At 38.1% G+C, this 24,940-nt stretch carries 23 protein-coding genes and 1 riboswitch; of the genes, 18 read left to right on the top strand and 5 right to left on the bottom strand.

Going from position 1 to position 24,940, the window contains the following annotated elements; genetic code table 11:
• Nucleotides 1–10 precede the first annotated feature (10 nt).
• The 3 genes from DV702_RS11030 to DV702_RS11020 all read left to right on the top strand — a co-directional run bounded on the left by DV702_RS11030 (nt 11) and on the right by DV702_RS11020 (nt 5,654).
• On the top strand, nt 11–3,115 hold the full coding sequence (locus DV702_RS11030; protein ID WP_114924806.1) for a hypothetical protein: 3,105 nt from the start codon (nt 11–13) through the stop codon (nt 3,113–3,115).
• A 17-nt stretch (nt 3,116–3,132) separates the two neighbouring features.
• Complete coding sequence (locus DV702_RS11025; protein ID WP_162805786.1) at nt 3,133–4,185, top strand: HEAT repeat domain-containing protein; 1,053 nt, start codon at nt 3,133–3,135, stop codon at nt 4,183–4,185.
• Nucleotides 4,186–4,277: 92 nt separating this feature from the next.
• Nucleotides 4,278–5,654, top strand: coding sequence for a glycosyltransferase family 2 protein (locus DV702_RS11020; RefSeq protein WP_240315604.1), 1,377 nt, complete (start codon nt 4,278–4,280; stop codon nt 5,652–5,654).
• 134 nt (nt 5,655–5,788) lie between these two features.
• On the opposite strand, the gene DV702_RS11015 is transcribed toward DV702_RS11020, so the two are convergent.
• A complete protein-coding gene (locus DV702_RS11015) occupies nt 5,789–6,637 on the bottom strand; it encodes a pyridoxamine kinase (protein ID WP_114924803.1) in 849 nt (282 codons plus the stop codon).
• A 198-nt stretch (nt 6,638–6,835) separates the two neighbouring features.
• On the opposite strand from DV702_RS11015, the gene DV702_RS11010 reads away from it, so the two are divergent.
• Nucleotides 6,836–7,801, top strand: coding sequence for a tRNA dihydrouridine synthase (locus DV702_RS11010; protein ID WP_114924802.1), 966 nt, complete (start codon nt 6,836–6,838; stop codon nt 7,799–7,801).
• 364 nt (nt 7,802–8,165) lie between these two features.
• On the opposite strand, the gene DV702_RS11005 is transcribed toward DV702_RS11010, so the two are convergent.
• On the bottom strand, nt 8,166–9,332 hold the full coding sequence (locus DV702_RS11005; protein WP_114924801.1) for a pyridoxal phosphate-dependent aminotransferase: 1,167 nt from the start codon (nt 9,330–9,332) through the stop codon (nt 8,166–8,168).
• Nucleotides 9,333–9,497: 165 nt separating this feature from the next.
• A riboswitch (SAM riboswitch) is annotated at nt 9,498–9,608 on the top strand.
• A gap of 114 nt (nt 9,609–9,722) precedes the next feature.
• Here DV702_RS11005 and DV702_RS11000 point away from each other — a divergent pair.
• From DV702_RS11000 to DV702_RS10985, 4 genes are all read left to right on the top strand, one after another.
• Nucleotides 9,723–10,736, top strand: coding sequence for a methionine ABC transporter ATP-binding protein (locus DV702_RS11000; protein WP_114924800.1), 1,014 nt, complete (start codon nt 9,723–9,725; stop codon nt 10,734–10,736).
• Nucleotides 10,729–11,397: a methionine ABC transporter permease gene (locus DV702_RS10995; protein ID WP_114924799.1), complete on the top strand. Its 669-nt coding sequence runs from the start codon at nt 10,729–10,731 to the stop codon at nt 11,395–11,397. The genes DV702_RS11000 and DV702_RS10995 overlap by 8 nt, the downstream gene beginning before the upstream one ends.
• Nucleotides 11,398–11,414: 17 nt before the next feature.
• The gene (locus DV702_RS10990) at nt 11,415–12,245 is read left to right on the top strand and encodes a MetQ/NlpA family ABC transporter substrate-binding protein (protein ID WP_114925914.1); all 831 of its coding nucleotides are present in this window, start codon (nt 11,415–11,417) and stop codon (nt 12,243–12,245) included.
• A 241-nt stretch (nt 12,246–12,486) separates the two neighbouring features.
• Nucleotides 12,487–12,972, top strand: a complete 486-nt coding sequence (locus tag DV702_RS10985; RefSeq protein WP_240315603.1) for an STAS domain-containing protein — start codon at nt 12,487–12,489, stop codon at nt 12,970–12,972.
• A 52-nt stretch (nt 12,973–13,024) separates the two neighbouring features.
• Here DV702_RS10985 and DV702_RS10980 read toward each other — a convergent pair whose 3' ends face one another.
• Nucleotides 13,025–13,456 (bottom strand): universal stress protein, encoded by a 432-nt coding sequence (locus DV702_RS10980; protein ID WP_114924798.1) that lies wholly within the window; start codon nt 13,454–13,456, stop codon nt 13,025–13,027.
• A gap of 196 nt (nt 13,457–13,652) precedes the next feature.
• Nucleotides 13,653–14,825, bottom strand: coding sequence for an aminotransferase class I/II-fold pyridoxal phosphate-dependent enzyme (locus tag DV702_RS10975; RefSeq protein ID WP_114924797.1), 1,173 nt, complete (start codon nt 14,823–14,825; stop codon nt 13,653–13,655).
• Nucleotides 14,826–15,201: 376 nt separating this feature from the next.
• Between DV702_RS10975 and DV702_RS10970 the strand changes: the two genes are divergently transcribed.
• The 5 genes from DV702_RS10970 to DV702_RS10950 all read left to right on the top strand — a co-directional run bounded on the left by DV702_RS10970 (nt 15,202) and on the right by DV702_RS10950 (nt 19,128).
• Nucleotides 15,202–16,215 (top strand): TRAP transporter substrate-binding protein, encoded by a 1,014-nt coding sequence (locus DV702_RS10970; protein WP_114924796.1) that lies wholly within the window; start codon nt 15,202–15,204, stop codon nt 16,213–16,215.
• Nucleotides 16,216–16,289: 74 nt separating this feature from the next.
• Complete coding sequence (locus DV702_RS10965) at nt 16,290–16,772, top strand: TRAP transporter small permease (protein ID WP_114924795.1); 483 nt, start codon at nt 16,290–16,292, stop codon at nt 16,770–16,772.
• The gene (locus DV702_RS10960; RefSeq protein WP_114924794.1) at nt 16,769–18,055 is read left to right on the top strand and encodes a TRAP transporter large permease; all 1,287 of its coding nucleotides are present in this window, start codon (nt 16,769–16,771) and stop codon (nt 18,053–18,055) included. The genes DV702_RS10965 and DV702_RS10960 overlap by 4 nt, the downstream gene beginning before the upstream one ends.
• A 5-nt stretch (nt 18,056–18,060) precedes the next feature.
• Nucleotides 18,061–18,399 carry a cupin domain-containing protein gene (locus DV702_RS10955; protein ID WP_114924793.1) on the top strand — a complete coding sequence of 113 codons (339 nt, stop codon included), beginning with the start codon at nt 18,061–18,063 and terminating at the stop codon, nt 18,397–18,399.
• A gap of 63 nt (nt 18,400–18,462) precedes the next feature.
• Nucleotides 18,463–19,128, top strand: coding sequence for a GntR family transcriptional regulator (locus DV702_RS10950; protein WP_114924792.1), 666 nt, complete (start codon nt 18,463–18,465; stop codon nt 19,126–19,128).
• 127 nt (nt 19,129–19,255) lie between these two features.
• Here DV702_RS10950 and DV702_RS10945 read toward each other — a convergent pair whose 3' ends face one another.
• Nucleotides 19,256–19,783, bottom strand: a complete 528-nt coding sequence (locus DV702_RS10945) for a hypothetical protein (RefSeq protein ID WP_114924791.1) — start codon at nt 19,781–19,783, stop codon at nt 19,256–19,258.
• A 125-nt stretch (nt 19,784–19,908) separates the two neighbouring features.
• Between DV702_RS10945 and DV702_RS10940 the strand changes: the two genes are divergently transcribed.
• From DV702_RS10940 to DV702_RS10920, 5 genes are all read left to right on the top strand, one after another.
• Nucleotides 19,909–20,475 (top strand): DUF4256 domain-containing protein, encoded by a 567-nt coding sequence (locus DV702_RS10940; protein ID WP_114924790.1) that lies wholly within the window; start codon nt 19,909–19,911, stop codon nt 20,473–20,475.
• A gap of 128 nt (nt 20,476–20,603) precedes the next feature.
• Nucleotides 20,604–21,710, top strand: a complete 1,107-nt coding sequence (locus tag DV702_RS10935) for an FAD-dependent oxidoreductase (RefSeq protein WP_114924789.1) — start codon at nt 20,604–20,606, stop codon at nt 21,708–21,710.
• Between the two features lie 107 nt (nt 21,711–21,817).
• Nucleotides 21,818–22,453, top strand: a complete 636-nt coding sequence (locus tag DV702_RS10930) for a GGDEF domain-containing protein (RefSeq protein WP_114924788.1) — start codon at nt 21,818–21,820, stop codon at nt 22,451–22,453.
• A 266-nt stretch (nt 22,454–22,719) separates the two neighbouring features.
• The gene (locus tag DV702_RS10925; protein WP_114924787.1) at nt 22,720–23,406 is read left to right on the top strand and encodes a response regulator transcription factor; all 687 of its coding nucleotides are present in this window, start codon (nt 22,720–22,722) and stop codon (nt 23,404–23,406) included.
• A gap of 4 nt (nt 23,407–23,410) precedes the next feature.
• Nucleotides 23,411–24,880, top strand: a complete 1,470-nt coding sequence (locus tag DV702_RS10920) for a sensor histidine kinase (protein WP_114924786.1) — start codon at nt 23,411–23,413, stop codon at nt 24,878–24,880.
• Nucleotides 24,881–24,940 lie beyond the last annotated feature (60 nt).

Raw genomic sequence — 24,940 nt, 5'->3', positions numbered from 1 at the left:
GGGTCGAGTGATGAAAAAGAAGATAAAAAAACGGTATGTATTTTTATTTCTACTAGTCATTATTTTTGTTACTCCATTTGTAATTTGGTACCTCAAACCGAGTGATTATGTAACTATTGTTGTACTCAATAAAACTTTTCCGATTCAGACAGATCAAGCAGGTGTTATTACAAGTTTGGACTATAGTAAACAGCGCGGTTTGTACTGGATAGTCAATCATAGGAAAATTAAAAATTCTATATCTAAAAAGACATATAAAGAACAAAAAGATTATTATGGAAACTTTCTTGAAGAAGGTAAACTAGTCAATCGTCCATTAGAAAAGTTGTCTACTGTTCCAGATGTCCTCTATTTATCTGATATGTACGGAACGGGAAAATCAAAAGTGGGTGGGGAAGAAGCAACAGGAGTTTCAGGATTAACGAAAGAAGAGGTAGGTCTCGTATCGACTTACTACGCACGGGGCACTACTATTATCGGCGAATACAATATTGCGGGAGATCCAACAACGAAGAGCGTGTCAAAAGAGTTAGAAACGATTTTCGGACTAAATTTCACCGGTGTTGCAGGGAAGTTCTTTTCTGATTTAACATCGAAGCAAGATGTACCCGAGTGGATTCGAAATATTTATGAGCAACAGTATGGCAAGCGATGGAATCTGACAGGTGGAGGAATTGTCATTGCAGGAAACGATAGAATTGTCGTATTGCAACGCGGTATCGACTTTACTGGAAAATCGATTACGATTGCTATGTCAGAAGAAGCAAAAAAAACGTACAAAACTGAAATTGTCGATTATTATAACTGGTTTGAATTTATCGAACCGAACAAGGACTCTAAAATACTTGCTTCATATGACATACAATTAACGGAAAAAGGAGAAAATCAATTAAAACCATTTGGTATTGAAAGCACATTCCCAGCAATTATTGAGCATCGTTCTGGCAATCAATACTCTTTGTATTTTGCAGGAGACTTTACAGATTATAGAGCGCCGGAAAAGATTAAAAGTTTCATAGGTGCACCAAGTATTTATAAATATTTTAGTGTGAATGAAGAAGGCGATTTATCGTACTTTTATTGGCACTTTTACGTACCGCTTCTATCTCAAACGTTAAAGGAAATACAGCCTCTAGATCAAGATAAGTTCTTAACCGTCGATGAACTGGATTCAGAAGGCACCCGCCTCATGTCGAAAGTTGATAAACAGCAATTCACTGTTTACCACCGTAATAAATGGAAGTCATTCTATGTGAAAGGCGTCAATATAGGCTCATCGGTCCCGGGCAGTACGAAAGACTCTCTGCCTACAGATCAAGCGTTTTATAGCAACTGGTTTGATCAAATAGGTGCTATGAATGCAAACACGATTCGGGTATATGAATTGATGCCGCCTGCTTTTTATCAAGCATTGGATACGTATAATTATCAACATACTGATGAAAAATTGTACTTGTTGCAAAGTATTTCTATAGGAGGGCTCCTTAAACCTGGACACTATTTGACGAATCGGGTACAGGAAAATTTCTCACAAGTTATTGAAGAGACGATTCATGCGATTCATGGGAATTTGCGCATTCGAAAAAATAATGACGTAGACGAAGAGGTGTACATGAGTGACGTATCGAGTTATGTAGTAGGTTATATGATTGATTCTCATATACACGCGGAAAATGTTTCCAATATAAACGGACAGCATTCAAAAGTATTCACGAATGGTGAGTATGTAAGAGCTACAGAAAAGGCGACAATAACTGAAAAGTGGCTAGCGTCTCTTAGTGATAAAGTAGTGTCATTTGAACAACAGCATTATCAAATGCAACATCCGATTGGAGTGGTGAATACACCGGAATTGGACGCAGTTTATTTGAATAAATACAGTCCACTTATGTCGATAAATGAATCGGCCATTGATTTAAATCAAATAGTAGCGACTGAAGAAATAAAAAGCGGTTTTTTCAGTGCATACGATGTATATCCGAATACAGCAGGCTTAACGAACAGCGATCAATTGTATAAAGAAGAATCATTTTTACGCTATAAAGAGTATATAAATAAGTTGAAATCCCATAGCATTCATCCGCTATTAATAAGTGAATTCGGAATTTCTACAGCGAATTCCATCACAGAGAAACAGCAGGCGGATGGTTTAGTTTCATTAATACAGATAATAAAAGATAGTGGGGCATTAGGGGGTCTGTTGTATGAGTGGTCAGATGAATGGGGGAAAAGTAGTGACCTGTCAGCCAATTTTATGATTCCTCACTCACGCGGTGTATTATGGCATAACACGATTGATCCCGCACAAAATTACGGAATTTTGGCTTCAGATGCACCAATGCCGACGAGTTATTCCTTGAATCTCAGGGGAACGGAATTTCTGCATGCACTTTCGTTAACTACTGATGAAACCTATTTTCATATGAAGGTAGAGTTAAATAAATTACCCAATTTTGACGATCAAAAGCTGATGATTTATCTAGATACAATGGATAGAAAAAATGGAGAGTATATGCTAGCTCCGGATATAAATGAAAATTGGTCAGGTGCAGAATTTAACATAGCTATTGAGGGGCTATCTGAAGCGCAGTTATTAGTTATCCCTACGTACAATTCAGCGAAAGGTTCCTATTATTCTGCAGTGTCCACAACTGGGCTGTATGAAAAGATGGAACGACAATTGTCCAAAGGCTATATTGCAAAGTCTGGTGCGAAAATTCCGGCAGTGCTTGATGATGGTTCGACATTGATAGAGGGCGATTTTGAGACGAGTAATAATCACTTTTATTTCGATGGGAATACGCTTCATCTACGAATTCCGTGGGCGAGATTAAACTTCACAGACCCATCTAATATGCTTGTGCTTGATGATGAAAAAAGTAAAGGAGTTCATTTAAGCTCAAAAAGTAGTTTATCAGTGAAAATGACAGATGGGATTGTACCTTCAGTAGTTGTGATGAATAAAGAGACAAATAAAGTAGACTATCAATTTCCAGAAAGTGTGACTTCCACCGGATATCGAACATTTTCATGGCATACTTGGGATGAACCAACGATACATTCTCGCAAAAAGACAAGTTATGAAAACGTTAAAGAAATTTACTCAAACTATTAGTAAGAGGTGAGATGATCATGACGAATGAAGCCTTTATATTACTCGCCGTCTCCGTCACGTTAATTGTAACTTTTATTGTTGCGATATTTATCACTTGGTTATACAGCATAATTAGCCAGGCGAAATACAAGAAAATCAATAATTTTTTAGATGCTAGACTAGTATGTTATTTCGAGTCAGAAGATCACCACAAGCATCGAGTCATTCGAGAAATTAACAAGTATATAGGTGATAGCACACTCAAGAAAAAACAATTAATCGAAAGAGTGCTACAATATGGCGAACAATTTATAGATAATCATCCAAAACAACTCATGGGATTGTATGAGGAAACAGGCATTACAGACTATTTGGTTAAAAGTTTATCCGCAAAAAGGTACTACAACAAAGCGATTGCTTGCCGGAAAATTGGAGACTTGCGCATATATTCGACAGAAGCTGATTTATATAAATTGCATACGATTCCTAACAATGAGGTTCTCTATAACGTTTTACTGGCATTGGCAAAGTTAGGAGATGCTGAACGCTTGATCAAAATATTAGTAGTAGATTCTAATAAGATCAATTTATCCTTTAGATCTATTATTGAAGTAATTGAACAGTTTAATGGTTCTGAAGAAGCGAAGGAATCACTCATCAAGCAGGCTATTGAAGAAAGCGATGAATATGTTAAAGCTATTTTGATTAAGGCTGCCGCTTCAGGGAATTATGAGTCGCTTGCTGAGACATATATAAAGTATTTAGAGAGCCATACTGTTGGGCTGAGAATTGCTTGCATCCGGGCATTGAGCGGATTGAGAAATCCCGATTACGAGTACGATATTATCAACATGCTACATGACAAAGAATGGGAAGTGCGGGCTGCAGCTGCTAAAGGTCTCGGGGATTTTGGGACATATCGTAGTTACGAACCACTCGCGAATGCAACGAGAGATGGAGAGTGGTGGGTTAGAAATAATGCCGCACATGCCTTGGTTTCTTTACCGGGTGGGAAATATTACGCACAACAGCTAGTTGGAGATGAGGATCGATATTCTCGTGAGGCGATTGCTGCTGTTATGGAAAGGTGAGGAATGCGTAACAGAAAACCAAACAGGAAGTCGGTGGTAATATGTTTATGTCGCTTCTTAAAAATTTTATTCTCTACTTCAGTTTGTTTTGTATGGTATATACGATAGCGATTAATATCTTTTACAATGGCCAGCTCCTTGTATCTGTTTTAGACTTGTTTCGATACTTTAAAAAGCTGAAGTCATCTGATTATAAAAGATATATTAATTCCAAAAATATGATTCCCATTTCAATCATTGTTCCTGCATATAACGAAGAAAAAACAATCGTGGATAATATACATTCTATGCTAGCATTGAACTACTATGAATATGAAATTATCGTGGTCAATGATGGATCTTCGGATTTGACTAAAGCGCAGATCGTAAAAGAATTCGAATTAGTTAAAGTAAATATGCCGATAAAGGTAAGTATACAAACGAAAGAAGTACTGGGCGTCTATTACAATCCAAAATATGAACGGCTATTGTTACTAGACAAGGTCAATGGAGGAAAAGCAGATGCGTTAAACGCAGGAATCAACCTATCTAAATATCCTCTATTTGCAAGTGTAGATGCAGATTCAGTGTTAGAAAATGATGCATTGATTAAGTTAACAATGGAATTTGTGGAAACACCGAAAACAATTGCTGTAGGTGGTATAGTACGAGTATCCAATGGGTCTATCATTCATAAGGGGAAATTAATCGAATCCCACCCGCCGAAAAGTATGGTAGCAAAATTTCAAGTAGTCGAATATTTACGGGCGTTTCTAACAGGTCGTACTAGTTTCAGTACGATTAACTCTGTCTTGATTATTTCAGGAGCATTTGGCGCCTTCAGAAAAAGCTCAGTTATAGAATGCGGTGGCTATAAAGTAAATACTATTGGTGAGGATATGGATATTATTATGAAACTGCACAAGAAGATGCGTGAAGAAAAAAGGAAATATAAAATTACATTTTTAGCGGATCCTATTTGTTGGACGCAAGTTCCTGAGTCATTAGCTGATTTGAGGGTGCAGCGCAGAAGATGGCAGATTGGTTTAATGGATAGTTTGTTACAGTATAAATCTATGGTAGGGAATCCTAAATACGGCACGATAGGAATGATTGTTCTTCCGAGTTTTTGGATCTTCGAGCTAATAGGACCGATTATCGAGTTTTTAGGTTTTATATTTATCCCACTTGCCTATCTATTCGGCTTACTGGAGTTTAATAGTTTCTTAATTTACTTATTAATTGCATTTTTGCTGGGCTCTACTTTATCCATTGGCAGTATTTTGTTGGAGCAGATTTCGTTCCGACATTATACGACTTTGAAAAGTACGCTGCGACTAGTGTTGTTCGCATTCCTGGAAAACTTGGGCTATCGTCAATTAACCGTACTGTATCGTGTCGAAGGAATAGTAAAAATGAGACGGGGTCGTCATGCTTGGGGAACAATTAAACGTAAGGAATTTGATAAAAATGAAAAGAAACTAGCGTGAGTTAAGTACGATGTACAAGTAAAAGGGGATTCAGAAACTCGGTAACACCTGACTTTCTGAATTCCCCTTTTTTATGGGAACGAATGGCTTCTCTGCCTCATTCATATAAGAGCCTATTTTACATCTCTTTATACTTACAACAATAACCGCAAAAACTTTTCGAAATTAACGCCCGCTACTGTAGACGAACCTTCTAGCGCGGTGTCTTCAATAGAGACAGTTAAAAACTTTTCGGCCAGTTCTATAGCTTCGGTAAGACTGTCTCCGCGCATGAGGCTTCCCATCATAATCGATGCAAATAAATCACCAGTACCTGAGTAGCTTTTCCCGTTATATGGGATTGAACTATAAACAGCAGACGAGCTACCGATGTACATATTACCGATCGATTGTGCGCTTGGCGATTTGGAGGGAGGGCTGATACCGGTGATGATCACTTGTGCACCGGTTTCCTGTGCCAGTTGCATGCCTGCTTCTTCTACTTTCTTCAAAAAGTCCTTTTCCTCTACATAACGTTCCAACGACTGATAAGATAATCCGTTTAGAAGGCAACACTCTGTTAAGTTGGGTGTTACGATATCTGCTCGTTTCACTAATATTTTCATGTAAGCTAATAACTCTTCATCAAAATTCGTATAAGCAGTTCCACGATCACCCATTACAGGATCGACAAGTACAGTTGTATTTGCATTATGGAAAATGTCCAAGAAATTTAGAATGTGGACAATCTGCGCTTTTCCCGTAATGAATCCCGTATGAATTCCATCGAAGTGTTCATGTGAATTCTGCCATTCGTTAATGAAAAATGGCATATTCGCTGTTAGATCCTCACAGAAAAAGCTTGAGTATTCTGTTTGGGCAGAAAGTATAGCGGTTGGTAAAGGGCATGCTTGTACACCCATTACAGATAGTACAGGGATAGCTGCCGTTAAAGAACACTTCCCGAATGATGACAAATCTTGTATCACAGCAACTTTTTTCATAATATCCTCCGTAGTGAAAAATTTGACTTCATCATAACATAGAAGAAGGAAAACTAGGGACTGTAACAATTGAAGATTATTTGAAATCACCGTATCAAAGATAGTGGAATATATTGATGTTTTTTGTATAATAGAATGACTGGCATCGATTGTACGTAGGCACGATGCAAGTTACGATGAGAGGATTTGAAATAAGTAATGAGTACAAACTTTTGGCGTGAATTACCACGACCATTTTTTATATTAGCACCAATGGAAGACGTAACGGATGTAGTGTTTCGTCATGTAGTAAGTGAAGCCGCACGTCCTGATGTGTTTTTCACTGAATTTACGAATACGGAAAGTTTTTGCCATCCCGAAGGAATTTTTAGTGTCCGTGGGCGATTAGCATTTACAGAGGATGAACAACCAATTGTTGCGCATATTTGGGGAGATAAGCCTGAACACTTTCGGGATATGAGTATCGGAATGGCGAAATTAGGCTTTAAAGGTTTGGATATTAATATGGGATGCCCAGTGCCGAACGTGGCGGCAAAAGGAAAAGGGAGCGGGCTCATTAATCATCCGGAAACCGCAGCTGCGATCATTCAAGCAGCCAAGGCCGGTGGATTGCCTGTCAGCGTCAAGACGCGTCTCGGGTATACAGAGTTAGATGAATGGCGGGAGTGGTTGCGTCATGTATTTGAACAAGACATTGCCAATTTGTCCATTCATTTGCGTACGCGTAAAGAGATGAGTAACGGAGAAGCGCATTGGGAATTGATTCCGGAGATTAAAAAACTTCGTGATGAAGTAGCACCTCATACGCTGTTGACTATTAACGGGGATATTCTCGATCGTCAAATGGGGCTGGAATTGGTTGAAAAATACGGAGTCGATGGTGTCATGATCGGACGCGGAATTTTCAGCAATCCATTTGCGTTTGAGTTAGAAAAAAAAGAACACAGCAGTGAAGAATTGCTTGATCTGTTACGTCTACATTTAGATCTGTTTGATAAATACTCGACAGAGCTTGAACCGCGTCTTTTTAAACCGCTTCGTCGTTTTTTTAAGATTTATGTGAAGGGGTTCCGAGGGGCAGCAGAGCTTAGAAATGAATTAATGAACACCCAATCGACCGATGAAGTACGTGCATTACTTGATGAGCTGAAAACAGCTCAGTAAAATCGATAAATACTAAAAAAGTCTCTCTTTCATTTTAGAAATGATAGAGAGACTTTTTTAGATGCTTGATGATTAACTATAGTATGTATAATCCATTCTTTGATTTATTTAAAAACGAGTTTGAGTATGGCGATTGAAAAGAGAGAGGCTAACTTAGAGTGTCTTACGGTTTGCGCTTCCAGACGATACGCTTTCCGGAGGGGACGCGGTGGACTCTCAGGAAAGCGTCCGGTTCTGTAGGGAGAATCCTAACACGTACACTCTTTTTCTGCACCACGAAAGAAGAGTCACTTACCTCACTTCCAAAATACAATTCCTTCCTTTATACAATGAACAGGCTTACCCTTTTCTACACTATATACATTTATTTGAATAAACCGAGCTTTTCAATACGACGAACGGCTTCTTGTATGCGCTCCTCACTTTCTAATAAACCAACGCGAATATAACCTTCCCCGTGTATGCCGAACCCATTGCCTGCTGAAACCGCAACATCGGCTTTATCCAGTAATAAGTCAGCGAATGTCTCGCTTGTAAAACCTTCCGGAACTGGAAGCCAAGCAAAAAATGATCCAGTAGGCGCTGTTACGTCCCAACCGATACGTTCACATTCTGTTAGCAAAACCGTAAGACGGCTTTGATATAGTGCGATTAACTCTTCGACACATTGTTGTGGGCCTGTTAAAGCTTCGATTGCTGCACGCTGAACTGCTGGGAAAATACTTGTGAATAAATGGTCTTGAAGAATATTTAGCGCTTCAATAATTTCTGAATTCCCTACAGCAAATCCTACACGCCAACCTGCCATATTGTACATTTTAGAAAGCGACAGCATCTCGATTCCTACATCTTTAGCTCCTTCGGTTTGTAAAAAGCTAATTGGTTTCTGACCTTCAAAACCGATGCCGCCGTATGCAAAGTCTTGCAATACAGCAATAGAATGCTGTTTGGCGAAAGCGACAGTTTTTTCATAAAACTCTGGTGTTGCTGTAACACCGGTCGGATTGCTGGGATAATTTAAATACATCAGTTTAGCATCTTTTATCTGATCATCTGGCAACGCATCATAGTCAGGGAAGAAGCCATTCTTCTCTAATAGTGGCATCGTTTCATAACGGATATCTGCCAGACTGATTCCGGATAAGTAATCTGGATAGCCTGGATCTGGTAGCAATAATAGATCTCCTTCGTTCATTATGGCTAATGGCAATTCTACTACGCCGATTTTTGTACCGCCCAGTACAGCTACTTCTGTTTCTGGATTAATTACTACACCGTATTCGCGATCATAATATTCTGCCACTGCCTGACGTAATTCGATCGTTCCACGAAATGGCGAGTAACCGTGAGTGGCTGGGTCTTCTACAGCTTTTTGCAGTGCCTTAATGATGTGTTGTGGTGTCGGTTGGTCTGGATTTCCTCGTCCTAAATTAATAATATCTCTACCTTCAGCCATAGCCTTTTCTACTTTATCCAATAATAAACTAAAGAAATGCGGGGGGAGCTTTTGTAACCGGTTGGACCGTAGCATGTTCTATTCCTTCTTTCTAGATGTAGTGTTAACATTCAGTATATATAGAGTATCACAGATTTTTCAATAGAATGACGTTTATTTGTCTTCTGCCAAATAGGCATGTACTTGACAGTTGAATGAATTCAAACTATTATAAGTGCTACGATTACAATTACATAGAGTTTCTTATCAAGAGTGACTGAGGGAAAAGGCCCGATGAAGTCCAGCAACCCCTTGTATGCAACAAGGAAGGTGCCAATTCCTTCAGAGAATGTTTCTTCTGAGAGATAAGCTGTTACCATACCAGTACTTCTTTCATTAGCGAAAATGAGAGAGGTTTTTTTAATACAAGGAAATATTCAGTAATGCTGTAACGGACGAATTTAACATAAGGAAAGTAGGGAAGACATGATCCAGATACAAAACTTGTCTAAAGTATATAAGACAAAAGAAAAAGTGGTAAAAGGCGTAGACGACGTCTCACTAAACATCAAGACTGGAGAAATATTTGGTATTGTCGGTTATTCTGGCGCCGGGAAAAGTTCGTTGATTCGTTGTTTGAATTTATTGGAACGACCAACGAGCGGTACGATTTTGATCAATAATATAAATTTAACAAAATTAAAGGGTGCTCAGCTTCGTCAAGCACGATTAAAAATTGGGATGATTTTTCAGCACTTTTATTTAATTAGTCAAAAGACTATTTTTGAAAATATAGCATTCGCCTTACAAGCAGCAAAAATGCCATCTTCAAAAATTGAAGAACGTGTTATGGAGCTGCTAGAAATGGTTGGCTTAGCGGATAAACATAATGTCTATCCTGCTCAACTGAGTGGCGGACAAAAACAGCGTGTAGGCATTGCAAGGGCTCTTGCGAATAATCCATCTGTATTACTTTGCGATGAAGCCACTTCTGCATTGGATCCCAATACAACAATGTCAATTTTACGCTTACTGAAAAAGATTAATAAAGAATTAAATATTACAATCGTTTTAATCACACATGAAATGAATGTAGTGAAAGAAATTTGTGATCGGATGGCTATTATGCAGGATGGTAAAGTGATAGAGGAAGGACAAGTATACGATATCTTCTCCAATCCTGTACAACCATTGACTAAAGAATTTATTAGCAGTGTAGTGTCGTTTGATATTCCGGATAGTGTTGTGTTCTCACTCGTTGGCACCATGATCAAAGTGACATTTAAAGGTGCAGTTGCGATGGAGGGGGTAATCTCAGACACCATGCAAAAGTACAAAGTTAGAGGGAACTTTTTACATGGATCGATTGAATACATACAAGAACGGGCGCTTGGTATATTCTTAATGGAATTGCAAGGGGATCCACAAGAAATAAAACGTGCAATCGCATATATCGCTGAACAAAATGCACAAGTAGAGGTGATCCGACAAAATGATTGATATAGCACATATTATGGAGCTAATGCCTGACATTACAAAAGCTTTTATGGAAACTCTTTATATGATCGGAATTTCTCTTTCTATTGCGCTAGTTGTCGGATTGCCGCTAGGTGTTTTGTTGTTTACAACTGATAGAGGATTGTTTTTAGAAAATCGGGCGATTAACTCAGTTGTCGGTCTTTTCGTTAATGTGATCCGCTCCATTCCATTCATTATATTACTCGTTGCACTTATTCCGTTAACGAAATTGATTGTAGGCAGTACAATTGGTCCGACAGCAGCAAGTGTGTCACTTTCTGTTGCAGCAATCCCGTTCTTTGCGCGAATAGTAGAAACATCTATGCGTGAAATTGATAAAGGAGTTATTGAAGCGGCAATTTCGACAGGAGCCTCGCCTTGGATGATTATTTGGAATGTATTATTACCGGAAGCGAAATCCAGTATTATTCAAGGCTTGACGCTTACATTGATTAATCTAGTAGCCTACTCAGCTATGGCTGGTTTTGTTGGCGGCGGCGGAATCGGTGACTTAGCTATTCGTTTTGGTTATTACCGATACGATGACAGCATCATGCTCGTTACAGTCGCTATTTTAATTATATTAGTACAACTGATCCAATTTAGTGGAGATCGAGTTTCAAAAGTAATAGATAAAAGATAATAGGGGAGAGATGGATGATGAAGAAGATTGTATTGTCGTTATTGCTAGCACTGTTAGTAGCGGGTTTAGCAGCTTGTGGTGGTGGAGAGAAAACGACGGAAAAGTCAAATGATGATAAAACTATTACGTTTGGTGCGACAGCTGGTCCTTACAGTGACATGGTGAAAAAAGCGATTCAGCCGGGTCTTGAAGAAAAAGGATATAAAGTAAAGATTACAGAATTCAGTGATTATATTCAGCCGAACGTCGCACTTGATAGTGGTGATATCGATGCAAACTTGTTCCAAAATCGTATATATTTAGAGAACACAGTAGAAGAAAAGGGAATCGATATTTCAGAACTAATCGTTGTACCGACAGCGCCTCTTGGGATTTATTCAAATAAATATAAATCATTAGATGAAATCGAGGACGGAGCAACCGTAACAATTCCGAATGATCCGGTAAATGCAGCCAGAACATTGTATGTTTTGGAAGACGTTGGGTTAGTGAAGATGGCAGGCGAAATTGATCAGTTGACAGCATCTGAAAAAGATATTGTAGAAAACCCTAAAAACTTAGTCGTTCAGCCAATCGAAGCAGGTCAATTACCGCGTTCAGTGGAAGGCTCTGACCTAGCAGCTGTACCTGGAAATTTCGCTATTGCGGCAGATATGGATTTGTTGAGTGCACTTGCTTTAGAAAATATGCCGGATCATTTCCGGAATGTCGTAGCAGTGAAAACGGAAAACAAAGATAAACAATTTGCTAAAGATATTATTGAAGTTATAGAATCTGAAGAGTTTTTAGCCGTAATCGACTCTGAATTCAAAGGTTTCGGTAAGCCAGCATGGATGGAAGAAAAGTAATTGGCGAATTCAAGCAAAGAGACTACATCCCAAAACCTATAATTATTTAGGGGATGTAGTCTTTTTACATGTAGTTTTATTCAGCTAATAACATCTTGAGGGGAATAGATTATGTGATCAGGTTTGGATTTTATGCAACGTAATTAAATGTACAACTTGAGAAATGCGTATATGTTATAATGAAATAAAATACGTACCGAAAATAATAGATTACCTGAACTAGAAAAGGTGGGACAATGCAATGAATGAATTACATAACGCAACACAAGAACTTCATGAACTAAAAGCGAAACTCGTTGTTTATGAAAAGTTAATAGAAGAATTATCTGCGCCGATTATACCATCTATTGTACCCGATACGATTTTAGTACCTATAACCGGGGTACTTTCCGTAGAACGTTTCATGCTCATCCAAGAAAAAATTGTCCGAAGAATTGCAGATAATAATGTATATACAGCCATTTTGGATTTTACTGATATTAGCACACTAGAAGTTGAAAATAATATGGGGTATGAAAGTTTAAGCAGACAGATTAATGAGCTAGTGAATATACTAAGCCTGATGGGCACGGAAACAATATTTGTAGGGTTTTCATCTACATTTGCACAGCAATTGATATTATCGAATGTAGCTGATTTCAGTCAAATTCGAGTGTATATTAATTTCCGAGCAGCTCTTCAATACTTATTGGAACAAAAAGGGTTAGAAATTGTAGAAAAGAAGTGACAAATATGGCCTGTGTAAGAGTGCGTCTCTACTCTTGCGTAGACCATATTATTTATTTCTTACGACTAATCCATACATCGCATGAGGCTGTCAGAACAATTGCTTCAGACACAGAGCCGAGAAAATAGTGTTCAGCATTTTTTATACCTTGTGCGCCACATACGATGAGATCAGTTTTAACGAAAGGGGCAATTTCCTTAGTAATGGTTTCTTTTGGATCACCATTTTTGATATACACTTCTACTTGATCAACACCTTCGTCTTTTGCAAGTAACTTATAACTAGTTAGCAACTCTTCTATTCGTTGTCTTTCACTATCCAAATAGGATACATCATCTTCTCCAATAAAACCTATATCGATGATGTGCACAATATGCAGTTTTGCACGTTCTTTATGTTTGAGAAGGTCGATTGACTTCAATAACGCAAGTTTTGCTTCGCTTGAACCGTCTACTGCCACTAGAATATTTGTATACATGTTCATCTATTGCATCCCCTTCCGAAAAGTTAGGATGATGACTCATAGTCTGTTCATTGGTAAGGAAGTTTTCTAGAACTTTTCAATTATATATTAATTATACCACATTTATACATTTATTATTCCGACGTATATAAATAAAAGAGACTTGTTTTGCTATTGAATTTCCATTGCAATAGCGTGCAAGTCTCACATGAAATAATTATTTGTCCAATGCAGAAGATAGGCTCTTTACAAAATCCTCGATTCGATCCATCGCTTTTATTAAATTTTCCATTGAATTAGCGTAAGAGATCCGTATAAATCCTTCACCATACTGTGTAAAAGCACTGCCAGGTACAACTGCTACTTGCTTACTGTTTAATAATTTTGTAGCAAATTCATAAGAAGTCAAACCTGTACTTTTAATGGACGGAAAGGCGTAAAATGCTCCTTTAGGTTCTGCTAAAGACAGCCCCATATCTACTAATCTTTTATACACATAATCGCGACGTTTTATATATGATTTGTTCATTTCATTAGGCACATTGCGGCAATTAGATAACGCTTCAATCCCGGCGTATTGGCTTGGCAAGGAGGCGCATATAGAGTTTGATAAATGTGCTTTTAGTATTTGATCCATGACTTTCTTTGATCCTAAAACAAATCCTAATCTCCAGCCCGTCATTGAATGGGACTTGGACAATCCATGAACTAGGAAAAGCTGTTCACGTACTTCAGAATATGAACCGAATGAAACATGAGTTCCTTTATAAGTATTTTCACTATAAATCTCATCTGAAATAATAAAAATTTCATGTTTTATAATGATCTGCACAAGTTTATCCATTCGTTCTTTGTCGATAACTGCGCCTGTCGGATTGGAAGGATAATTAAAAACAATTGCTTTTGTCTTATTTGATATTAATTTTTCCAGTTGCTCGGGATCAGGCAGGAAGTTAGTAGTAGTTGTATCTAGGTAAACTGCTTTTGCTCCGCATAAATGAATGATAGGTTCATATCCAGAATAGATCGGTACAGGTAAAATTACTTCGTCACCTTCCGTTAAAATAGAGCGAAAAATAGCATCGATACCACTACTAGCACCGTTAGTAATAACGATCTCTGTTTCAGGATCATAATGGAAATGATACGTATCCTCAAAAAATGATGATACTGCTTTTCGTAATTCCAATAAGCCTGCATTGTGAGAATAACTGGTCAAATCATTGGCAATCGCAGTAGCCCCCGCATCTTTTATCTTTTGTGGTGTAGGAAAATCCGGCTCACCAATAGTTAAATTAATTCCCTCAGGCATTTGAGCCACTTTATTTGAAAACACACGAATTCCAGGGACTTCAATCGTTTTGATCTTCTCATTCATTCTATGCAGCATATAAGCACTCCTTTAAATTTATAATTATAATTATCATCTGTATACAGTATACGTAATCCATCGTAATCAATAATACTAGATTTGTAAAATGATTATTTTTATTCTTTTGTAAGTTTTCAATAAAAAAGAGTAAAAGACATTGGATATTAAACAGGAAATATAACTTTCTAAAAATTTAATTGACTTTCAATTCATGGTATTGTATTCTAAACTAAATCCTGTATACAGTATACATACGAACTATAATAGAAAAACTTAGAAGAGGCGTCTACTGTTGCAAGGGAAGTATGAAAAGAGTGCAGGCTGGATGTAAGCGCTTTCTGGTATGAAAGTAAAATGTAGGACAAACTAGTAAATTTCGAGGGGGAAAGAACGTATGTTAAAGAAATTCAAGTTAGGACTTATTGCATCAGTAGTAAGCGTAGTGGCGTTAGCTGGTTGTGGAAATGATAGTGCGGATGGAAAAGATGGAGGAACAGTAAAATTGCAACTGGGTCATGCATTATCTGAAGGAACCCCTGCATCAGATTTACTCAATGAAATGGCTAAAAATGTAGAAGAAAAAACAGAAGGCCGTGTGGATATTGATATTTTTCCAAACAGTCAATTAGGATCTGAAACAGAAATGCTTGAGCAATTGCAATTAGGAACGATGGAAGCAGGCGCAATTATGGTTGGTACGATGCAGTCATTAGATAAAAAAATGGCGATTGAAGACTTGCCTTATATGTGGAAAGATATTGACCACGCCCGTGAAGCATACCAAGGAGAATTCGGTGAATACTTGGCAAATATAATGAATGAGCAAGGAATGAAGAAAATCGGATATCTAGAGTGGGGATTCCGCCACATTACAAATAACAAACGTCCGATTGTAAAGCCGGAAGATATGAAAGGCTTGAGTATTCGTGTTGCAGAATCGAATTTGAGAATTGATGCATTTGAGCAACTAGGTGCACTGCCGACAGTAATGGCTTTCAGTGAAGTTTATGGCGCACTTCAGCAAGGAGCGCTTGATGCACAAGAAAATCCACTCGCCAACATTGTAGCTCCAAAATTTGATGAAGTTCAAAAATACTTGTCTTTAACAGGTCACTTCTATAACACCATTATGATGGTCGTTGATAACGATGTATGGGACAAGATTTCAGAAGAAGACCAGAAAGTAATCTTGGAAGAGTCTGATCGTATTTCTAAAGAAGTATTAGTGAAGAACGATGAGATGGAAGATGATTATATTAAAACTCTAGGTGAGAGAGGTATGCAGATTAACGATGATGTAGATACGCAAGCATTCCGTGAAGCTATGCTTCCTGTATATGATAAATGGGAAGAAGCTCACTTCGGTCAAGAGCTAATGGACGTTTATAGAGACGCTTCCGGCTGGTAAGAACTGAATCTCTCCTTGAATTAGGAGAGATTTTTTTGGAAATATAGAATATACGGTATACGGGGAGGAAAAGCATGTTATCTACTATTACATCATGGATTGTAAAAATCATCACTGCTTTATGCATACTTGTCATTACAGGTCTGACTGTTATCGTATTCGTTCAGGTATTCTCGCGATTTATCAAGTATTCATTACCTGGAACAGAAGAATTGGCAAGATTATTAGTTATATGGCTTACATTTTTAGGGACGAGTTTAGCAATCCACGAAAGAATGCATTTAGGTGTCAGATACTTTGTTGGACTAGCGAATGAAAAGTTTCAGAAAGTCATTGATCGCATCATTTATGCAGTGACCATTGGAATGTTCGCAGTCATTGCTGTCTATGGCTTTAAATTAACGATGGCGACGATGAGTACAACTTCTTCTACATTGCAATTACCAATGGGGCTATTTTATATCGTCATTCCGATTAGTGCGATATTTTCTATTTACTTTATTATCTTAAATATTATAGAACCCGATCCATCAAACCAAGGGGAGGCTAGTTTATGATTATAGCTATATTAGTAGCGTTTTTCACTCTCCTATTTCTTGGTATGCCCATTGCTTTCACGATCGGACTAGTTTCAATGGGTGCTCTTTTCTTTAGTGATGTATCTTTAGAGATTTTAATACAACGCATGTTTTCCGGTGTCAATAATTTCTCTTATTTAGCTTTACCCCTATTTATACTTGCAGGGAATATTATGGGGAAAGGCGGATTGACAAAGAGATTAATGGCATTAGCGGATGCGCTAGTTGGTAGATTCGCAGGCGGGTTAGGTATGACTGCTGTTGTGACAAGTGCATTTTTTGGAGCGGTATCAGGATCTACGGTTGCTACAACATATGCAGTAGGTTCTGTAATTGTGCCTAGAATGAAAGAACAGCGGTATAGTAATTCCTTTATAGCGAGTATTATTGGTCCGGCAGGTGTATTAGGACTAATTATTCCACCGAGTATAACGATGGTAATTTTAGGCATTACCGCAAATATATCTATCGGGAAGTTATTCATTGCCGGATTTTTACCGGGTCTATTATTAACAGTAGCTTTTTGTGTGTACGTTTCTTATATGTCTAAGAAGCAAGGATATGGCGTAATTGAAACTAAAAAGCTTAGTGGCAAAGAGTTTTGGAAGATTTGCAGAGAAGCATTTTTCCCATTAATGTCTCCAATCTTTATTTTAGGAGGAATTTTCAGCGGATTAGTAACGGCTACAGAAGCTGCAGTCATCGCGGTTGTCTACGGATTCATTTTATCTTTATTTTATAGAGAATTGAATATTCGTGTATTCAAAGATATTATGGCAAATTCAGCAGTTACTTCTGCTATTATTTTAATCATCATTTCATTCGCTAATGCGTTTACATATGTATTAACAGCGAATCGAATTCCGGCGATGATTTCTGAATTCTTCTTGAAGATGGCGCATACTCCATTGCAATTTTTATTGATCGTCTCTGTCATTTTATTAGTATTAGGTACGTTAACAGAAGTAACGTCCCTGATTATACTTTTGAGCCCAATTTTCATGCCAATCGCAATGAATTACGGTATTGATCCGATTCATTTTGGAATGGTACTTATTATGAACTTTGCTTTGGCTAATATTACTCCTCCTGTAGGACTTTCACTGATTGCAGGGTGCAGTATTACGGATAGAAAAATGGGTATTGAAAATACATTCCCATATGTTCTTCATATAATTGGTATCGTAGCATTAGTCGTTTTAATTATCATTTTTGTTCCGAGTATTTCTACGGCGCTTCCAAATCTCTTTAGTAAAGGTTGATAGACATGATTAAACGTGTGAAAGAAACTAGTTGTTTGGAGAATTTACATCAAGGATGTGGTCGCGTTCATATACAAAAAAATCTCACTGAAGAAGATCAAGTAGAGGGTCTTGCATTGTTTGCGACAGTCATTGTGGAACCACACGCATCTATAGGCTATCATCTTCATACAAAAGACGCGGAAGCTTACTATATTTTGCGTGGTGAAGGGATTTTTCTAAACCATTTAGAAGAACGTGTTCCGGTCAAGGCGGGGGACTTGTGTTTAATTACAAAAGGACAAAGTCACGGCTTAGAAAATCCCCATGATATGGAAATAGAATTAATTGCAATTGTGTATTAATAACGGTACTTTATTAATAACGACTGTAAATACTTCTTATACTAATAGAATGCGGGTGGGAACATGAAAATAATTAGACCGAGCGAAACATTGGCGGATCAAGCGTATAATCTATTGAAAAAAGCAATTATCACGGGTGAACTAAAAGATGAGGAAGCTCTACCGGAAGAAAGTTTGTCAAAAAACCTAGGGATTAGCCGAACGCCTCTTAGAGATGCACTAAATAGATTAGCAGCAGAGGGACTGGTCATTCAGATGAAAGGCAGACCGGCGATTGTTGCCAGTTTCACTAAAGAAAATTCTCTTGAATTTATGGAAATCAGAAGTATTCTTGAAGTGCACAGTATAGAAAAAGTAGTCGCGCATGTGAATACGGAATTCATAGCTACATTAGTAGAAAATCTTTCTGAACAGTCCGATGCGATTAACCGCGATAATTATCAAGACTTTATCGAGTTGGATCGTGAATTTCATATCCTTCTCGCTTCTCTAAATAATAATGCTGAATTAAAAAAAATGATTGAACGGATCAATACTGGAGTGAATCGTGCATTTTTAATATTGTCCAGCACAGTGCCGCAAAGTGCTAAGGATGCGTACCAAGAACATATTGAAATTGTGGAAGCTCTGAAAAAAAAGGATGTTCGATTGTCAAAAAATAAGATGGTTGTTCATTTAGATAATGTAGAGAAACGTTTTATGCGCTATTATTCAAATGCTCCCATATAATCCGTCAGAAGGTATACAAAACAAAGTGCGATGTACTGAATCTTCTATGCATATACAACATACAAACTGCTAGTTATTCCGTTTTTTGGAATAACTAGCAGTTTGTTTTTTTGAAGCAGACTATTTATTATTCCTTGCGATAAATCCCTGTAATTAGTAAACAAACAAACCACGCAGTGAGAGAGACTAGCCCCATGAAGAACAGTCCGATAAATTCCATGAAATCATCTTGCTCTGATATTTCGGTTCCAATTATTGGAGTAAATATGCGATAAGTGATAAAGGCAAAGAGGCAGAGATAGAAACTGCTGCCGAGTCCTGCCATCACCAAGCGTTGCTTTCTGCTTTTCCGATCTGCATGATAAATAGAAATCCATGAAAATAGACTACACAATACAGCACCTATCATTACAGGTAAATGAAGAAATGGAATAAATGCATAAGATAATATAAATAAAATGGCAGCGGTAGCACTAAAAAGCAGAGCGTTTAAAAGAAATAAAAATAAACTGCTCCATACGGTCTGCTGGAACCAATAGGCCGCAGCCAGTTTTCTAGCAAGGAAATTTGCGGGTGAAACGATTCCGATGAGCAGTGGTTTCATACATACGATGACGAGTAAAAAAAGTGCACTACTTAGTAGTACAATTAACATACGAATCAAACTCCTTGAATAGTTTGTTTTACTTATAACGAACAACATATGTAAAATGTTTCGTGTGCATCAAATCAACGTATACTAGTACGTGAAGTGAATAACATTGTGGGGAGGAAATGAAGATGAAAAATGTAGGCAATACGTTATCATCAAAACAGCGGGAGCAACTTCTTCAACTATTGCAAGAGCGTTTCGAGAAACATCCAACTCTTCATAAAGATATAAAATGGAGTCATGTGCAAAAAAAACTTGAATCAAATAATGAAAAATTGTGGTCATTGAGTAAGATGGAAGAGACAGGCGGCGAGCCGAATGTAGTCGGTTATGATGAACAAACGGATGAATATATTTTTTATGATTGTGCAGCGGAAAGTCCAGCAGGTCGTAGAAGTACTTGCTATGATTTAGAAGCGCTTCAATCAAGAAAGAAAAACAAACCACAACATAGTGCAGTCGAGCTTGCTGAAATGATGGGGATTGAGTTATTAACAGAAGAAGAATATCGTAAGCTTCAAACACTCGGTGAGTATGATAAGAAAACATCTAGTTGGATACAAACACCGGTTGCTATTCGTAAACTGGGCGGAGCTATCTTTTGTGACCGCCGCTACGATACGGTCTTCGTCTATCATAATGGTGCGGAATCTTATTATGCGGGAAGAGGGTTCCGCGGTTCGCTCCGTGTATGAATTCATCTACAGAAACACTTAGTAATGGTATGAGCAGGTGGGGTAAACTCTTTCTATTGCATCAAAGCCCGTTTGACTATACGCCATGGTGAGATGATATACTACTCAGAAATGAAGGGGTGGAACTCGTGAAGAATCTATTTGGAAATCCAAAAGAGTCTTCTCATAGTGTGATTATTGTAGGTGGTTCATTGGCGGGACTGATGACGGGAATTGCATTGGCGCAAGAAAATATGAACGTAACAATAGTAGAAAAAGTGAGCGAACATCGTCAGGGAGGCTCAGGTTTACGGGTAAATGGTGGGACATTCGGGCGATCCAAAACAGAAACTTTGCTGAAACGACTCGTATCTAATGGCGAAGATTCTGTACAACTTTGGTCGACTATTGAATCGCGTTTACGTGAAGTTGCGAAGAAGGATCAACGAATTACGTTACGTTACAACACACGCGTGGAATCAGTAGGACAAGATCAGGAACAAGCATGGGTTGTGACGGATAAAGAAGAAACGTTGAAAGCGGACTTCGTCATCGGAGCAGATGGACATAGGAGTCATGTAAGGAAAGCTGTCGCACCCGACCAACCTGATGCGACCTATGCTGGATATATGGGATGGATTGCCTCGGTAGGAGAAGAAGAATTACCGAATACGATGCAATTGGCTTCTACTGTAGACGGACCGACTGTAGATATGTTCGACAGCTGGGATGGCTTTAAATTCGGTTCGATTATTGAAACGGATGATCCGGAAAAAAGTCGTAGAATCGGTTGTACGTGGTATGACAATAAACAAAGTGAAATGTTGCGTGAAGTTGGCTGTGTAGAAGGCATGGTCGTGCGCCATTCGTTAGATGGAGAAGATGTTCCGCAACCAACGCTTGATCAGTTGGCGAGTGAAGCGGCAAAATGGCCGGAACCTTGGCGTTTTGCCGCTTTATATGGAATTGAAACGCGAACGTTAATCGGAATTCCTATTAAAGAATATGTTCCGTCGCGCTTAGTAAACGGCAGACTTGCACTCGTTGGAGACGCGGCTCATGTTCCTGCTCCTGTAACGGCCAGTGGATTTAACGAATCATTGCAAGACGCGGTTGTATTAGGGGAGTGTGTTGCAAAAAGACACCGGCAATCGTTTGAAGAAATATTGAAAACGTATGAAAAGATTCGCTTGGAAAGAGTTCGTCAAATGGTTCAGTCGGGACATTTCTATAGTCAGTCATTCGGCAGACCATAAAGAAAAATTATCCATGCCAAACTATACTCCTGATAGAATTTCCCTTTCTAGTCTGATAGGCGTATGCTAAAATTAGATAAAAAGATTAATGGACTTGGAGATATAGAATGACATATAAAGGGAGAATCCTTGCTGTTGGGATTGTTATATTGTTCAACGGGATTCGTTATGTTTATTATCATCAATATTTGCAGTACCCATTTCAAGCCAGCTTTTTCATTTTGACGGCTATTTTCTTACTAGTCGCATGGCTAGCAGGGCGGCAATACGATGTAGCTAAATATTATGCAGAGAAAGATCCGTTGACCAATGCATACAACAGACGAACCGTTCATACGGTATTTAAAAAACGAGCATCTACATGCAAAGTTAAAGGAAAGAAAATGGGCGTAGTATTGATTGATTTGGATAAGTTTAAAACAGTGAATGATACGTATGGTCATCAAAAAGGGGACGAACTACTACGGTATGTCGCAAATTTGATAAAAATGAATGCAAAAGATGATGATCTTATAGTGCGTTGGGGTGGCGATGAATTTGTACATATCATCCCGAACATCAAAGAATGTTTTCAAACAGAGTATGTTAAGAAATTTAAAAAGCAATTAGCAAATATGTCTATAGAATCTATTCCTAAAATTGATGCGTCGATAGGCATTGCCATTTATCCAGATGATGGTGAATGTTTTGAAGAACTAATTCACCAGGCAGATGCAAAGATGTATGATATGAAGAACGAATAGCAGATATTACTAGCTACTTGTCATGATCATTTTATATGGAATTAAAAGCATGAACTAAGTCTTCGTCTATAAAGTAGACTAAACGAGCGCTTCTAAATGAAGTAATGATCGTGTTTGTTATGAAAATGAATGGTGAAATGAGGAGAACTTTTATTAGGTTCTCTTTTTTTCGTGGATTTTAGAACTGCTTTCCAATAAGCAACAATTTGGCAATAACTTTCTAGTAAACTAAAAGAAAAACTAGATGTATCGACAAGGAGAAAACAATGGCAACTAAACAAGCAATTCTACTTATAGAGGATGAAGAATCTATAGCTGATATTCTAACATATGCGCTTCGTAAGGAAGGATTTATTGTACATAGCGCAGCAACTGGAGAAGAAGGGCTTCGATTATTTGAAGGTGTGAATCCTCATTTGGTAATTCTAGATTTAATGCTGCCAGATATGACAGGTTTTGATATTTGTAAGAATCTTACAGAGAGTAGTGCAATCCCTATTCTCATGTTGACTGCGCGTGATGATATTGTCGATAAAGTACTGGGGCTTGAGTTAGGTGCAGATGACTATATGACAAAGCCGTTCGATGTAAGGGAAGTACTTGCGCGTGTGAAAGCACTACTTCGTCGCCAACATCAATCAAGTCCGTTTTCATCTATCCGAATTACTGAAAGTGTCAGAATAGAGCCCCGTTCCCATGCAGTTTTTAAAAATGAGGAAGTAGTTCCTTTGAAGCCGAAAGAATATGAGCTATTGCTGTTATTTGCACAGAACAAAAACCGAGTGTTTACACGTGAAGAAATATTAGATCACGTTTGGGATTATTGGTTTGAAGGAGATATTCGGACGGTCGATGTTCATGTGCAACGTGTACGGAAAAAAATAACCGACAAAAACTCTATACCCATTATTGAAACAGTTTTTGGTGTGGGGTATAAGATGAGAGGGGAATAACTGAATGAAATGGACGATCCGCAAAAAGTTTCTTCTAAGTTATTTCGTCTTGTTTACCTTAGTAGCCATTTTTGTGCAACAAGTCATGAAAGATTCTTTGGCAGAAAATAGTTTAGCAGTAATTGAAAATGATATGAAGAAGCTTCAGTATACAACGCGAGAGTATAGTAAGCAGTTTGCACAAATTCACCCACCAAAGGAAGACCTTTTTGAAGAGTCTGGCGTCGGGATTGCACAAGAGTTGAGTAAGTTACAGACGCAAAGCGTAGCTATATATGATCGTCAAGGACAGTTTGTATATGAGGCGGTACCGATTGATCAGCAATTTTTAGTAGAGAACCAAGTGTATCAAATGGACAGTGAACAAGCGTCAGCGCCCGAACTACAAGCGGCTTTTGCAAATAAAGCATCTTTCACACGACAAGATCTAGAGGGAGGCACATTGATCTATTTTGCATATCCAGTATATATCGATAATGAGTTCCTTGGAGTCCTACGCTTTACAAGTGATTATACGGCAATGATCAAACGCAATAATAGTGTGCTAAGGAGCTTTACATTATTGATTGCTTCCTTATTTATTGGAGTATTTGTCATTTCACTATTCGTTACAACACGAATTATTCAGCCGTTACTGCGATTGACCGAGGCGACGAAACTCGTGGCCACGGGGGATTATCAACAGAAGGTAGAAGTTCATTCAAAGGATGAAATAGAAGTGCTTGCGAATAGTTTTAACGATATGCAGCATAGCATTAAGTTGCATATAGATCGTGTCGAACAAGAAAAAGACAAAGTGCTTATCCTAGAAAAGATGCGTACTTCGTTTTTCAATAATATTACCCATGAACTAAAAACCCCATTAACTACAATCTCTGGTTATGCGCAAATCATAGGTGATCCTACTTTTGATGATCCTGAATTTTTACACAAAGCTACGCAAAAAATCCGTTTAGAAAGTGATCGGATGAATCGCATGGTTATTGATTTAATAGAGCTATCGAAAAGTGAAACATCTATAGTATCAAAGGAATTGAAGCCGATTCATTTACTCCCGCTTATTATATCGGTTGTGGAAGATATGAACATAGAAGCGAAACGGCAACAGATGACAATTGAAATAGAAGGTGTAGACCATGTCATCCTTGGAAATCAGGATGAGTTGCAACAAATTTTCATAAACTTACTTGATAATGCGATTAAATACGGTATAGCTAATACGACTATTCATGTAGTACTTGCTGATTCTGTGGTTACAGTGAGCAATGCCAGCGAGCGAGTGCCAGAAGAAATCAGAGCGCATGTTTTTGACCCGTTTATTTGTACGAAGGGCATTGGAAGTAATGGGCTTGGTCTGACAATTGTTAAACAACTAGTAACGAAGTATAACGGAATGATCTCTTTTGAATATAAGCAAGGCAAAGTGGAAGTTTCTATTAATTTTCTAACTTGGCAACAAGTCGGCAATAACTAATGCAATTTCGGCAATATCGTTTGTGTAAACTATCGCTATACACAAACAAGGAGGAGACCA

This window comes from Sporosarcina sp. PTS2304, assembly GCF_003351785.1.
Taxonomy (GTDB): domain Bacteria; phylum Bacillota; class Bacilli; order Bacillales_A; family Planococcaceae; genus Sporosarcina.
This window is presented reverse-complemented; position numbering and strand designations above follow the sequence as displayed.